The following is a 12,912-nucleotide window of genomic DNA, read 5'->3' as shown; positions in this document are numbered from 1 at the left end:
GTGCGCTGCTATCGTTCCGGGATGACTATTGAGCTTGTCTTGCCAGGGGAGGCCGGCCGCAGAGCCGGGGTGAACGACAGCCGGCCCCGACCGGGAGGCGGTGCGGCGCGCCGCCTGGCGCCGGTGCTGGCGCTGCTGCTGACAGCGGGCTGTGCCGACACGCCCGCGCCGCGCGGCAAGGTGGAGGGCGCCTCGTTCGAGCCCAGCGAAATCGTGCAGTCCGACAGCAACCGCATGGCCACCCTGGCCATGAAGGAGAACCTGGACAGCCTGATGCGCATCATGGACAAGCTGTACCTGCGCAACCCCGCCGAGTGGAAGAAAACCGCCGAAAGCCGCGAGGCTGCATCCGCCTACGTGCGCATCGCCATCACCGAGCGCCAGCCCTGGGCCGACCTGCGCGGCGCCCAGGACGTGGCCGCGCTCTCGCTGGCGCTGCAGCCCGACTTCAAGGGCGACCGCGTGGCCGCCTTCGTCCATGCGCTGGCCGACACCATCATCACCGCCCACGGCGGGCGCACCAGCTTCACCCTGGTCCATGGGCTGGACCCGCAGCTGATCTACAACGCCGCACGCAACGTGGAAGTGGCCAACTGGATTCTCAACTCACGGCGCAACGCAGCGGGCGGGCCGCTGCTGCTGTCCAACCACCTGGGCGACGACGCGCGCAACCTGAGCTTCGAGCGCGAGATGGGCAAGATCATCGGCCGGCTGGACCTGATCGCCAACTACACCACCGAGCGCTACAGGCGCTCCTTCATCGGCTACGGGCAGGGACTGGTGGCGGGGCCGTTCATGCAGTTCCTGCCGGTGCGCTGAAGCGCTCAGTGGGCTGAATGCGCTGAAGTGGCAAGCGTCAGGACGCGTCGCACAGAACGATGGTGACCAGAGCGGAGGTGTCTTCGATGGCGCGTACCGCATGCGCCATGTTCGCCGGCAGGTGCATCAGCTGGCCGGCCTGCAGGGACTGGCGACTTTCGCCGAGCATCACCTCCAGCTCGCCTTCCAGGCAGTGCAGGCTGACGCTGCCAGGCACCTTGTGCGGCGGCAGCGACTGGCTGGCGCGCAGCACCACGCGGATGACTTCCATGTCCTGGGACTTGAACAGGGCGCAGGTCCGGGCGCCCGCCAGCCGCGCACCAAACGGCAGGACATCGATGGCTTGAGCGGTCAGTGCAAAGGGGGTGGCCATGGCGGACCTCCGGGCGTTGGCGGGCAATACTGCCATTGTCCTCCGAAGCACGGCAATCCAACAACCGCAGCTGTGTGACAGCAGGGGCTTGTGCAGGGTCTCAGCCCGGCACGCTGGCCTCCACCAGCAGCGTCAGCAACTGCAGCGATTCCTGCCAGCCCAGGTGACAGGCCTCGGCGGGAATGACGGCGGGCACGCCTTCCTGGGTCACATCCATTTCAGTGCCGCAGAACACCTCGCGCAGCGTGATGGTGGTGATCATCTCGCCGGGCAGTTGCGGGTCGTCGAAGCGGTCGGTATGGCGTACCAGCCGACCGGGCTCCAGGTCCAGGAATTCCCCGCCGAAGCCGCTGCGCCCGCCCGTGGACAGATTGACGAAGGCCATGCGGTAGCGCCCGCCGACCCGGGCGTCGAACTCGGGCACCTCGCAGATGTAGCCGTGGGGCGGCAGCCATTTGGCCAGGGCAGCGGCCGTGGTGAAGGCCTGGTACACGCGCTGCGGCGGCGCCTTGAGGACGCGGTGCAGCCGGATGGTGTGGACGGTGTGTGACATGCGGAACTCCTTGGCGTGGTGTCGTGCAAGGCTGCCAGCCTCGCACCGATGCAGTCCTTGCGCAAGAGGCGGGACATGGAGCCTGACGCAGGATTCAATGATTCATAAATCGAATCCTTGCTTGGTTTTAAAGAATTGGACTTGAATCATTGACGCCCGCACCATGGCGGCGAGCGCTGGATACACAGCGCCGCTTTCCATAGGAAACAGGATAGAAAACAGGAGACAAGCAAATGAAGCATTCCCCGTTGCGCAGGGCCCTGGCCCTTGGCGCTATCAGCACCATTGCGGCCGTGGCCGCGCCCTCCGTGTCGGCGCAGGGTGGTTACCCCTCCAATCCCATCACCCTGGTCGTGCCGTTCGCGGCCGGCAGCGGCACGGACGCCGTGGCGCGCCTGGTGGCCACCCGGCTGGGCGAGCGGCTCAGGCAGCCCGTGATCGTGGACAACAAGGCCGGCGCCAATGCCCAGATTGCCGCCAACCATGTGGCCAAGGCCAAGCCGGACGGCTACACGCTGTTCATGACCACCAACACCTCGCACTCGGCCAACCCCTGGCTGGTCAAGGGCCTGAAGTACGACCCCGTCAAGGATTTCACGCCCGTGGCGCGCGTGGGCGAGCTGCCGTTCGCGCTGCTGGTCCACCCCTCCGTTCCCGCCAAGACCGTGCAGGAACTCATCGACTACGCCAAGGCCAATCCCGACCGCCTGTCCTACGGCACGCCCAACAGCACCTCGCTGGTGGCCTCGGAAACCTTCAAGTACGTCACGCACGCCCAGATCACCTCGGTGCCCTACAAGTCCAGCCCGCAGGCGCTGACCGACCTCATGGGCAACCAGATCCAGGTCTATGTGGCCGACCTGGGCTCGGCCTGGGGCACGATCAAGACCGACCGCGTGCGAACCCTGGCCGTGACGGCGGCCAAGGGTTCGACCCTGCTGCCCAATGTGCCGGCCATCGGCAAGACGCTGCCGGGCTTCGACATCACTTCCTGGAACGGCATCTTCGGCCCGGCCGGGATGCCCGCCGAGATCACCGAGCGGCTGAACACCGAGCTGCAGGCCATCCTCAAGGACAAGGCCGTGCAGGAGCAGCTGGCCCAGGTCGGCTTCGAGGTCTGGCCCACGGCCACGCCCGCCGAGTTCGCCACCTATGTGAAGGACCAGATGGCCCGCTGGGGGCAACTGGTCAAGCAGGCGGGCATCGAGGCGCAGTGAAGGACAGCGGCATGGAACAAGCGCAGCAAGGGCAGCAGGGACAGCAAGGCCCTCTTGCCGGAGTGAAGGTGCTGGACATGACCTCGGTGGTCATGGGCCCCTTTGCCACCCAGATCCTTGCGGGCCTGGGGGCCGAGGTGATCAAGGTCGAATCGCCCGAGGGCGACAACATGCGCCACGTCGGCCCCATGCGCAACCCCGCCATGGGCCACATCTTCCTGCAGGCCAACCAGGGCAAGCGCTCCGTGGTGCTGGACCTCAAGCAGGGCGCCGCGCGCGAGGCCCTGCTGCGCCTGGCCGAAGGCTGCGACGTGCTGGTCAGCAACGTGCGGCCCCAGGCCATGGCGCGACTGGGCCTGGCCTACGAGGACGTGGCGGCGCGCAACCCGCGCATCATCCACGTGAGCTGCTGCGGCTTCGACCAGCGCGGCCCCTACGCGGCCCGGCCCGCCTATGACGACCTCATCCAGGGCGCCACCGGCGTGCCCTGGCTGGCGCAGCAATACGGCGGTGGCGAGCCGGCCTATGCCCCCATGACCCTGGGCGACCGCGTCACCGGCCTGCACGCGGTCTACGCCGTCACGGCCGCCCTCTATGCGCGCGAGAAAACCGGCAAGGGCCAGGCCGTAGTCGTGCCCATGTTCGAGGCCATGACCCAGTTCATCCTGGGCGACCACATGGCGGGCCTGTCGTTCGAGCCGCAACTGGGCGGTCCCGGCTATGCGCGCCTGCTCACGGCCCACCGCAGGCCCTATCGCACCAGCGACGGCCACCTGTGCGTTCTCATCTACAACGACAAGCACTGGCACAGCTTCTTCAACGCCATAGGCCAGCCCGAGCGCATGGCCGAGCCCATCTTCGCCACCCACAGCCAGCGCGCGCTGCACATCGATGCCGTCTATGCCGAAGTCTCGCGGCTGATGGCAGGGCGCACCACCGCCGAATGGCGCACGCTGCTGGACGCGGCCGATGTGCCCAACATGCCCATGGCCTCGCCCGAGGACCTGATCGCCGACCCCCAGCACCAGGCCACCGGCTTCGTGCACGAGATAGACCACCCCAGCGAAGGCCGGCTGCGCACCACGGCCAGCCCCACGCGCTGGAGCGCCACGCCACCCGCAGAACGCGCCGCCCCCGCGCCACGCCTGGGCGAACACACCCTGCAGGTGCTGCGCGACGCGGGCCTGACCGAGGCCGAGCTGGCCGCCCTGCAGGCCAGCCGCGCCTGCAGCCAGGCTGCCGCGCTGCAAGACGCCCCACCACAAACACAAGCACAAGCACAGACAGAAGGAAACCGCCCATGCCCCGCTACCTGATCCGCGAACAAGACGTGCCCGGCTACAGCCCCGCCAACCACCACGGCACCGTCAACCGACGCCTGGTCAGCGCCGCCAACGTGGGCGCGCGCCACATGGAGCTGGTACTGGGCACGCTGGAGCAGGGCGGCGGCGCGCTGCCCCATGCCCACCCCGGCATGGAGCAGGCCTGCTACCTGCTGGCCGGAACGGCCGAGGTGGAAATCGACGCCCCGGACGGCAAGGAACGCTTTGCCATGCAGCCCGGCGACACCTGCTTCTTCCCCGAGGACTGCATGCACATCTTCCGCGTGACCAGCGCCGAGCCCGTGCGCCTGCTGGTCTTCTACAGCCCGCCCTACGGCGAGAACCCCGAGCGCGTGCGCCGGCCGGCAGCCTGAGCCCCGTCACCCCACAGACACGACAAGCGAACAGCAACAAGCAACGGAGAACACACCATGGACTTTCTGTGGAACGAAGAACAGGAACAGATACGCGACGCCGTCGAGCGCGCCTGCGCCCCCTTTGACGCCGACTACTGGCTGCACAAGGACCACGAAGGCGGCTTCCCGCACGACTTCCACAAGGCCCTGGCCGACGCGGGCTGGCTGGGCATTGCCATGCCCGAAGAATTCGGCGGCGCGGGCCTGGGCATCAGCGAGGCGGCGCTGATGATGCACACCATCTCGGCCACGGGCGCAGGCCTGTCGGGCGCCTCGGCCGTGCACATGAACATCTTCGGCCTGCACCCCGTCGTCGTCTTCGGCACGGACGAGCAAAAACGCCGCTGGCTGCCCCCGCTGATCGCGGGCACGGACAAGGCCTGCTTCGGCGTGACCGAGCCCAATGCGGGCCTCAACACCCTCAAGCTGCAGACCCGCGCCGTGCGTGATGGCGACGTCTACGTGGTCCATGGCCAGAAAGTCTTCATCTCCACCGCCCAGGTCGCCAACAAGATCCTGCTGCTGGTGCGCACCAAGCCCGTGGAAGAGTGCAATGGCACGGAAGGCCTGAGCCTGTTCTACACCGACCTGGACCGCGAACGCATCGAGGTGCGCGAGATCGACAAGCTGGGCCGCAAATGCGTGGACACCAACCAGCTGTTCATCGACGGCCTGCGCATCCCCGCCGAGGACCGCATCGGCGAAGAGGGCAAGGGCTTCTCGTACATCCTGCACGGCCTCAACCCCGAGCGCATCCTCATCGCCGCCGAGGCCGTGGGCCTGGGCCGCGCCGCCCTGGCGCGCGCCACCCAGTACGCCAAGGAGCGCGTGGTCTTCGACCGCCCCATCGGCCAGAACCAGGGCATACAGCACCCGCTGGCCCAGGCCTGGATGGGGCTTGAGGCGGCCCACCTCATGGTGCAAAAGGCCGCCTTCCTCTACGACAGGGGGCTGCCTTGCGGCGCCGAGGCCAACGCCGCCAAGTACCTGGCGGCCGAAGCCTGCGCCAAGGCCTGCGAAACCGCCATCTTCACGCACGGCGGCATGGGCTACGCCAAGGAATACCACGTGGAGCGCTACATGCGCGAATCCTGGATCCCACGCCTGGCTCCCGTCAGCCCGCAGCTCATCATGTGCTTCATCGCCGAAAAGGTATTGGGCTTGCCTAAATCGTATTGACCCCCTGAGTCGCTTCGCGCCTTCCCCCTTCTCGCTGCGCGGAGGGGGACGACACCCTCGGTGCGGGGCGGCCCTTCCTCGGTGTCTCAAAGTTGATGTGCGCGGGTTTTGTGGCTGCGAACCATCTGAAGTCCCATGATTTATCAATCTGTATTTCAGAGGTAGCCATGGTGCAAGATGCCATCTCGCTTGCTCCCCATCCGCCGCCTCTCATGAAGACCCACCTGCTGCGCTATTTCGTCGCCCTGGCCGAGGAACGTCACTTCGGCCGCGCGGCCCAGCGCCTGTGCATCACCCAGCCGCCGCTGAGCATGGCGCTCAAGACCCTGGAGCAGGACCTGGGCGCCAGCCTCATGGACCGCGACGCCAAGAACGTGCGCCTCACCCCTGCGGGCGAGGCCTTCCTGGTCGAGGCACGCAAGGTGCTCGCCCAACTGCAGCATGCGGCCGACGTGGTGCGTGGCGTGGCCGAGGGCATGCAGGGCCGGCTGGACGTGGGCATCACCGGCTCCATGGTCTACCGCCAGGTGCCGGACTTCTGCCGCGCCTTCCGCGCCGAGCGCCCCCTGGTCGAAGTCTGCCTGCATGAAATGTCCACGCGCGAGCAACTGCAGGCCATTGCCAGCGGCCAGATCGACTGCGGCTTTCTCAACATAGCGACCCCGCCAGACGGCCTGCAGACCCTGTCGATCGGCGAGGAACCCTTTGTCTGCTGCCTGCCCGCCACGCACGCGCTGGCCCGGCAGCCCTACATCGACCTGCGCGAACTGGCCCGCGACACCTTCGTCATGTTCGCCCGCGAAGTGGCCCCGGCCAACTACGACAACGTCATCGCCTGCCTGCAGCAGGCCGGCATCCACCCCCACACCCGCCACGCCGCGCGCCAGTGGCTCACCGTCATGGCCCTGGTGTCGGCAGAACAGGGCGTGGCCCTGGTGCCCAGCTGCATGCAGCGCGTGGGCATGAACGGCGTGGTGTTCGTGCCGCTGCGCGGTCCGCAGCAGGCCATGACGCCCGCCGTCATGGCCTGGCGGGCGGACCAGCCTGCGGCGGTGCTGCAGGCTTTCATTGAGAGGGTGAGGGCGATGGCCTTCACCGCCGTCAAGGGTGGTAGGGGTTGAGGGCTGTCACCTCTACAGACCCTTCGCAGTAGTGCATGGCGAAAACCACCAGCTCCTTACCATTCGATTGGGTGATGGCCTCCACGTGCCAAAAAGGCACTTTTTCTCCCGGAGAAAACGTCACCTTGGTGATATCGAATGCGTACTGAGGAAACTTCTCTTTCAGTTTTTTCAGTACATTCGTCCGAACCAGATTAAGGTCATGGTTTTCGCAAGCGGTTGCGTTTTTTGCGTCCCCGCATGCGGTGATCAGCAAGACTGCGCCAGCCAACACACTGCGCAAAAAACTGGATCTTGACATGGTTTTTTCATATCAGCGGCCTGTGAAGTAATTGGCCAAAGCCGTTGATGGCCGGATACTGGCTGGAGTTATGCGCGGATGTGCGGCGTTGTGCGGGCACCATCATCAAAGACGGGTTGCCATGGTACTTTCTTCTGTTTTAGGCTGAAGAAGGCACCATGGCTTCCTGGTGTCATACACTTGGTTTATTGTTGCTTCAATAGATTTCCATTATCCCGTTCTCACTGGCCGAGTATTTGCTTTCCGAAACTGCTCGAGCAGAAACGGCCTTTCCCCCTGTGCCGGCCAAATGGGGGTACATGTAGCACAGAACTGCGACTTGCAAATTTGCTACTGGAATGCTACCAGCCATGGTGAAACCATTGTTATAGCAATTTGGAATTCCTCGAACTCCAACGGCGAGTGAAAGATCGCCACCTCTCGCGACAGAAAAGTCAACTCCTGCACTTGCAGATACTCTTGTATATGAACCAGCACGTGGGTAAGGGTCGTAGCTTAGAGATAGAACAGGTCTGTAGTCCCATTGGCCACCAGGCATGTAATAGTAGTTGGAATGTTGCTTAAATGACATTTCCTTTTGAAGGGAAGCCGGTTCACAATGAAGGGGAATATTCCTTTCATCGCTACCAATTACCATTTTTCCAGGATATTCTGGATTCTTGTCTCCGTACATTTCACACAACCTCTTGTTGAATTCAATTGCTTCATCATTTTGATTGGTGGTTTCGTAGAGATACGATCCATTTGATAGCTTGACTAGATTTATGGTCACAGTACCATTCATTCCAGCCATGCTGCCAGAAATACTTCTGGCGACCATTGGCATGCCGTTCTTTTCAATCTCCTCATTCCCTATCAAAAAATCTTGGGCCATTGCAGATATTGAACCGAGAACAAGTATGGATCCGGTGAGAATTTTACTTAGCATAGTTCCCTCTGTGCTGAAATTTTAATAAGCCTTTGCTGCCACATCTCAGTGAGTGGCGCTATTAGTCTAAGTTCTTTAGCATTTTCAGATCAAGTGCAGACTGCTGTCGTTTTCTGTTTGTTCTTAAAAATAAGATACTTCCTAGGAATTGACGTGAATTGACGATCAACGGTCTAAACACACGCATTCGGATGGCCTGATGAGCAAGGCTTGCGCTGATTCGCAGGCTTGATGAATCCGTAAGTTCCTGGTGCCGTGCATCCGAGTGCTCTTGCCGCTTTGGCAGTGCCCCTTTGTCGTCGGCGATCGAGTCTGCCCACATAGCCACTACGAGGGCCGAGGGAGATGCGATATGGCAGGGTTTGAGCTGCGAGACAGGCGCCCGGAATCTGCGGGTCACCACGGCGCCAGCCGCGCAACTCAGTCCAATGGCACAGCGTCTGTACTGCCCAGAATCTCCGCCACCTTGAGCGCCAGCGCATCCAATGTGAACGGCTTGGTCAGAAGCTGCGTCCCGGGGTGCAGGTTTTCCTGGCTGAGCGGAGATGCCTCGGTGAACCCGGTGATGAAGAGCACCGGCAGGTCGGACCGGCCCAGGCGAGCCTCGTCGGCCAGCTGCTTGCCGTTCATTCCGCCGCGAAGCCTCATGTCCGTGATCAGCATGTCCACCCGGGTTCCGGCGCGCAGTACCTGCAGTGCGGCAGCTGCATCGGCCACGGCAAGCACCGTGTAGCCCAGATCGACAAGCGCCTCGTCGATGAGATGGCGGATCGGGGCTTCGTCATCCACGACCAGCAAGGTCCTTTGGGCAGGCACCACCACCTGCCTTGCCGTATCGACCGCGCGTTCTGCAACGGGCGCGGCGTCGCACCTGGGCAGATACAGGCAGACCGTGGTGCCCTGGCCCGGCTGGGAGAAGATCCTGACCGCTCCTCCCGATTGCCGCGCGAAGCCGTAGATCATCGACAGCCCCAGCCCTGTTCCATGGCCCACCGGCTTGGTGGTGTAGAACGGCTCGAAGGCGCGCGCAATGGTCTGCTCCGACATGCCGGTGCCCGTATCGGTGACGCACAGCGACACATAGCCGCCCGGCGGAAGATCCCATTCCCGGGCTGCCGCCTCTTCAAGCTCGATATTGGCTGTCCTGATCGTCAGCCGGCCGCCTTCGGGCATGGCATCGCGGGCGTTAATGCACAGGTTCAGGATGGCGTTCTCCAGCTGCGTTCCATCGATTTGCGCATGCCACAGATGGGCTGCCGGCACGATGTCGATGTCCACGCTGGCGCCCACCGTCCTGCGCAGCAGGTCCTCCCAATCGGCCAGGAGCGCGGCCATATCGGTGGGCTTGGAGTCCAGGATCTGCCGGCGCGAGAACGCAAGCAGCCGCTGCGTGAGCGTGGCGGCGCGCCGCACCGCCCCCTGCGCTCCATGGATGAAGCGCGTGAGGTTGTCCACCTGGCCGCGCGCCAGCATCCGCTGCAGCAGCTCCAGATTGCCCATGACGGCCGCCAGCAGGTTGTTGAAGTCGTGCGCAAGGCCGCCCGTCAACTGGCCCACGGCCTCCATCTTCTGCGACTGGCGCAGTTGCTCCTGCACCTTGGCCAGCGCTTCGGCCTTGGCCATTTCGGAGGTGATGTCGCGGCCCACCGCATTGATGCGGCCTGCCGCCGAACGGGTGGACCAGGAGATCCAGCGGTAGCTCCCGTCCCGATGGCGATACCGGTTGTCAAACCGGGCATGCGCCATGCCTGTGGCCAGCTCCTGCGTGTCGTGGATGGTGCGCGCCAGATCCTCCGGATGGATGAGATGAAAAAGCGTCGTGCCCAGCAGCTCGTCTTCACGCCAGCCCAACACCTCGGTCCAGGCCGGGTTGACCGCAGTGATGATGCCCTCGAACGTGCAGCGCATCATGATGTCGGAAGACAGCTGCCACAGTGCGTTGCGGTCGGCCGTGCGCTCTGCCACCTGTTCCTCCAGCGTGGCATTCAAGCGCTCCAGCGCGGCCTGGGCCTGCTTGCGCTCGGTGATGTCGGAGGCCGCTCCCAGCCAGCCGGTGATGGCGCCTGCGGCATCGAACAGCGGCACGGCGCGCGAGAACGCCCAGCCCACGCTGCCATCGACCTGGTTCACCCGGTGTTCGATCACGTAGTCCGTCTTCGTGCGGATGGCCCGCGCGATCTCCGCGCGCACCAGGTCGCGGTCCTCCGGGGGGATGTAGTCTTCCAGCCAGTTCGTGTTGGAAGCCTGCGTGTCAGGGATGAACCCGCCGCCTGCCAGCTGGTGCAGCTCGCTCCAGTCCGCACTGATGGAGTAGCGCACTTCCGACGAGGAGCGCACCAGCGCATCCAGCCGTTCCTCGCTCTGGCGCAACATGTCCAGCGCCCGCCGTTCCGCATCGATGTCCAAAATGGCGATGGCCGTGGCCACGACTTCCTTGTCCGCATTGCGCAGCGGCACCCCGAACACGCGCGTCCACACCTCAAGCCCCTGGGGCGTGTCATAGACACAGTCAACGCCCGGCACCACCAGCTCCCCGCGGAACGCGCGGGCGGCCACAAACTGGTCACGGGGGACGGGCTTGCCATCCTTGTCCCAACTGCGCCAGCGCCCCCGGTCTTCCTCGGCCGACAGCAGCGAAGGGATGGGGGTCTCCGGCAGGAAATGGCGGTAGGCCGGGTTGGACATCAGCACCTTGCCGCCCTTGCTCACCAGGCACAGGCCTATCGGCAGATGCTCGATGAAATCCGAGAACAGCGTCTTCTGGTCCGCCACCTGCGCATCGAAGGGGTCCTTATCGCTGGCGCCCGCGCCCTGCACAGCGCTGGCATGGCCCGCCGTCGCAATCGCCAGCTGCGCCCGCAGCCGGGCGTTTTCAGCCCGAAGCAGGGCAATCTCGTCAGACGCTTGGATCATGGGGGGATGGGGCGGGGCGTTGGGTGGAGGAGAGGGGGCAGCTCGCCGCTGGCGGGGACGGCGATGCTGCCTGGGGATCATAGCTGTGACTGCTGGTGCGACCGATGTTGAGGCTGCAGTCCTCGGTGCGGCAATTCTTGTGAGCTTTCGGCCTTCCAGGGACTATTGGGTTGAATTGGCCGTGCAATGGGCTGAATTTGGGTCCCCAATGACAGATGAATCGGTCGACGAACGCTCGAAATGTGTCATTGAAAATATGGAAGTCGAGAAACTTATTGAGAAGAAGGCAAAAGGATGCATATTTCCGCCAATTTCTCGAATATGAATCAAACAAATCGGCAATGAATGATCTGCTCCGTCGTGCAGGCCATGGTTGAAGGGTGGCGGCGAGAGGGCTTCCCTGCAGGAAACGTGCCGCAGGCACCGCCGCTGCTGTGACTTTCATGTCACACAGCACAGCTGTCACGAAGAATACTTATGTGTTGCTTAGAGTTCCCGCAGCGGTGGCAGGAGGCTACCGTCATTCTCATTAATAAGTTCAGTTCGTATCTTGCCAATGAAAAATCAAAAAACGTGCTCGCGCATTCTGGGACTCGCGATGGGCACATTCTTCGCCTCTTCTTCCAGCTTGGCCTTGGCACAATCTTCCGTCACCATTTTTGGTGTGGTGGACGTCGGTGTCACCATTGCCAAGTCCGGCAGCAACAGGCTCAATGCACTGAACTCCAGCCAAGGCAAGACCAGCTTGCTTGGCTTGCGCGGCACGGAGGACCTCGGCGGCGGCAACCGAGCTCAGCTCTGGCTTGAAGGCGGCCTCAACCCCGATGTCGGCACTGGCGGCAGCAGCGGCTCCCTTGGCTTCGAGCGCCGCTCCACGATCGGGCTGAGCAACAATTCCTGGGGTGAAATCCGGCTGGGTCGCGACTACACCCCCAGCTACAACATCTTCACCGCTTTCGCGGGCCCCGACACCACCACCGGTGTGCAGGCCAATCTGTTCCAGACGATCCGCCAGACTGCCTACAACGCCGCCAGCCAAAGCGGCGTGGTCGACCGCACGCGCATCAGCAACGCCGTGGGCTACTTCCTGCCGAGCGACCTGGGCGGTGTCTATGGCCAGTTCTCGGTTTCCTTTGGCGACGAGAACGCCTCCGGCTCTGGCGCAAGCAAGGCCCGCAGGTACATAGGCGGCAACCTGGGCTATCGCTCGGGCCCACTGAACGTGGGTATCGGCTACGGCAGGATCGACGGCACCGCAGCCGTGGCTTCGCCCAGCGCCATCGCTGCAACCAGCGATCTGGAAGACCTGGTGCTGGGCGCCTCGTACAACTTCGGCAGTTTCCTGCTCAATGGCGGATACAACAGCCTGAAGTGGGAGCCCGTCAACGGCGCAACCTCCGGGAAGGTGGACGGTTTCTACCTGGGCGCGACCATCCCCATGGGGCCAGGCAGCTTGCGCGTCAAGTACGCCAGCGCCAAGTTCAGCGGCAACGCCTCTGCCCTCACGCGCAGCGGCGGCAAGGCCGACAAGTATTCGATCGGATATGTCTACGACTTCTCCAAGCGCACCTCTCTGTACGCAGGGCTGGCGCGTGTGAACAACAAGAACGGCGCCAGCGTCGGCCTGATCGGCGGCCCTGCGGGTGTGGCCAACGCCGGCTCGACCGGTATGGATCTGGGCATCAGCCACTCGTTCTGAGCGGCACAGCGCCTTTTCCAGAAACGAAGCCTTCAAGGCTGGGCAGGCCCTTGCCACGCAGGGCCTGCCGA

The 12,912-nt window shown here is 63.9% G+C and carries 12 protein-coding genes; 7 read left to right on the top strand and 5 right to left on the bottom strand.

Translation table 11 applies throughout. From position 1 onward, the window contains the following. The first annotated feature begins 21 nt into the window (after positions 1 to 21). Positions 22 to 819: a hypothetical protein gene (locus A4F85_RS07585; RefSeq protein ID WP_370690607.1), complete on the top strand. Its 798-nt coding sequence runs from the start codon at positions 22 to 24 to the stop codon at positions 817 to 819. 37 nt (positions 820 to 856) lie between these two features. Here the strand turns inward: A4F85_RS07585 and A4F85_RS07580 are convergent, their stop codons facing one another. Further along, the gene (locus tag A4F85_RS07580; protein ID WP_063326208.1) at positions 857 to 1,192 is read right to left on the bottom strand and encodes a cupin domain-containing protein; all 336 of its coding nucleotides are present in this window, start codon (positions 1,190 to 1,192) and stop codon (positions 857 to 859) included. Positions 1,193 to 1,292: 100 nt separating this feature from the next. Continuing rightward, entirely contained in the window at positions 1,293 to 1,745 is a 453-nt protein-coding gene (locus A4F85_RS07575; protein WP_012205499.1) for an SRPBCC family protein, read from the bottom strand. A gap of 233 nt (positions 1,746 to 1,978) precedes the next feature. Here A4F85_RS07575 and A4F85_RS07570 point away from each other — a divergent pair, with 233 nt between their 5' ends. From A4F85_RS07570 to A4F85_RS07550, 5 genes are all read left to right on the top strand, one after another. Further along, entirely contained in the window at positions 1,979 to 2,962 is a 984-nt protein-coding gene (locus tag A4F85_RS07570; RefSeq protein ID WP_043821828.1) for a Bug family tripartite tricarboxylate transporter substrate binding protein, read from the top strand. Between the two features lie 77 nt (positions 2,963 to 3,039). After that, positions 3,040 to 4,278 carry a CaiB/BaiF CoA transferase family protein gene (locus A4F85_RS07565; RefSeq protein WP_063327911.1) on the top strand — a complete coding sequence of 413 codons (1,239 nt, stop codon included), beginning with the start codon at positions 3,040 to 3,042 and terminating at the stop codon, positions 4,276 to 4,278. Then, the gene (locus tag A4F85_RS07560) at positions 4,263 to 4,658 is read left to right on the top strand and encodes a cupin domain-containing protein (RefSeq protein ID WP_063326207.1); all 396 of its coding nucleotides are present in this window, start codon (positions 4,263 to 4,265) and stop codon (positions 4,656 to 4,658) included. Before A4F85_RS07565 ends, A4F85_RS07560 begins: the two co-directional genes overlap by 16 nt. Before the next feature lie 57 nt (positions 4,659 to 4,715). Beyond that, the gene (locus A4F85_RS07555) at positions 4,716 to 5,879 is read left to right on the top strand and encodes an acyl-CoA dehydrogenase family protein (RefSeq protein WP_063326206.1); all 1,164 of its coding nucleotides are present in this window, start codon (positions 4,716 to 4,718) and stop codon (positions 5,877 to 5,879) included. A gap of 167 nt (positions 5,880 to 6,046) precedes the next feature. Further along, the gene (locus A4F85_RS07550; RefSeq protein ID WP_063326205.1) at positions 6,047 to 7,000 is read left to right on the top strand and encodes a LysR substrate-binding domain-containing protein; all 954 of its coding nucleotides are present in this window, start codon (positions 6,047 to 6,049) and stop codon (positions 6,998 to 7,000) included. On the opposite strand, the gene A4F85_RS29460 is transcribed toward A4F85_RS07550, so the two are convergent. The 3 genes from A4F85_RS29460 to A4F85_RS07545 form a co-directional block, all read right to left on the bottom strand. Then, positions 6,981 to 7,301: a hypothetical protein gene (locus A4F85_RS29460; protein WP_082848158.1), complete on the bottom strand. Its 321-nt coding sequence runs from the start codon at positions 7,299 to 7,301 to the stop codon at positions 6,981 to 6,983. The genes A4F85_RS07550 and A4F85_RS29460 overlap by 20 nt on opposite strands. A 196-nt stretch (positions 7,302 to 7,497) precedes the next feature. Beyond that, positions 7,498 to 8,229, bottom strand: a complete 732-nt coding sequence (locus tag A4F85_RS29455) for a hypothetical protein (RefSeq protein ID WP_082848157.1) — start codon at positions 8,227 to 8,229, stop codon at positions 7,498 to 7,500. A 420-nt stretch (positions 8,230 to 8,649) separates the two neighbouring features. After that, on the bottom strand, positions 8,650 to 11,142 hold the full coding sequence (locus A4F85_RS07545) for a hybrid sensor histidine kinase/response regulator (protein WP_063326204.1): 2,493 nt from the start codon (positions 11,140 to 11,142) through the stop codon (positions 8,650 to 8,652). Between the two features lie 598 nt (positions 11,143 to 11,740). Between A4F85_RS07545 and A4F85_RS07540 the strand changes: the two genes are divergently transcribed. Next, positions 11,741 to 12,841 (top strand): porin, encoded by a 1,101-nt coding sequence (locus A4F85_RS07540; RefSeq protein ID WP_063326203.1) that lies wholly within the window; start codon positions 11,741 to 11,743, stop codon positions 12,839 to 12,841. Positions 12,842 to 12,912: the final 71 nt, after the last annotated feature.

This window comes from Delftia sp. GW456-R20, assembly GCF_001622915.1.
Lineage (GTDB): Bacteria > Pseudomonadota > Gammaproteobacteria > Burkholderiales > Burkholderiaceae_C > Comamonas > Comamonas acidovorans.
Note: the sequence above shows the minus strand (reverse complement) of the source record. Positions and strands in the feature narration are given on the sequence as shown.

What these genes read in the sequence shown, in the direction of transcription:
- A4F85_RS07570 (WP_043821828.1), top strand. Translation starts at nt 1,979, where the DNA reads ATGAAGCATTCCCCGTTGCGCAGGGCCCTGGCCCTTGGCGCTATCAGC.
- A4F85_RS29460 (WP_082848158.1), bottom strand. Translation starts at nt 7,301, where the DNA reads ATGTCAAGATCCAGTTTTTTGCGCAGTGTGTTGGCTGGCGCAGTCTTG.
- A4F85_RS07545 (WP_063326204.1), bottom strand. Translation starts at nt 11,142, where the DNA reads ATGATCCAAGCGTCTGACGAGATTGCCCTGCTTCGGGCTGAAAACGCC.
- A4F85_RS07580 (WP_063326208.1), bottom strand. Translation starts at nt 1,192, where the DNA reads ATGGCCACCCCCTTTGCACTGACCGCTCAAGCCATCGATGTCCTGCCG.
- A4F85_RS29455 (WP_082848157.1), bottom strand. Translation starts at nt 8,229, where the DNA reads ATGCTAAGTAAAATTCTCACCGGATCCATACTTGTTCTCGGTTCAATA.
- A4F85_RS07555 (WP_063326206.1), top strand. Translation starts at nt 4,716, where the DNA reads ATGGACTTTCTGTGGAACGAAGAACAGGAACAGATACGCGACGCCGTC.
- A4F85_RS07565 (WP_063327911.1), top strand. Translation starts at nt 3,040, where the DNA reads ATGACCTCGGTGGTCATGGGCCCCTTTGCCACCCAGATCCTTGCGGGC.
- A4F85_RS07560 (WP_063326207.1), top strand. Translation starts at nt 4,263, where the DNA reads ATGCCCCGCTACCTGATCCGCGAACAAGACGTGCCCGGCTACAGCCCC.
- A4F85_RS07585 (WP_370690607.1), top strand. Translation starts at nt 22, where the DNA reads ATGACTATTGAGCTTGTCTTGCCAGGGGAGGCCGGCCGCAGAGCCGGG.
- A4F85_RS07575 (WP_012205499.1), bottom strand. Translation starts at nt 1,745, where the DNA reads ATGTCACACACCGTCCACACCATCCGGCTGCACCGCGTCCTCAAGGCG.
- A4F85_RS07550 (WP_063326205.1), top strand. Translation starts at nt 6,047, where the DNA reads ATGGTGCAAGATGCCATCTCGCTTGCTCCCCATCCGCCGCCTCTCATG.
- A4F85_RS07540 (WP_063326203.1), top strand. Translation starts at nt 11,741, where the DNA reads ATGGGCACATTCTTCGCCTCTTCTTCCAGCTTGGCCTTGGCACAATCT.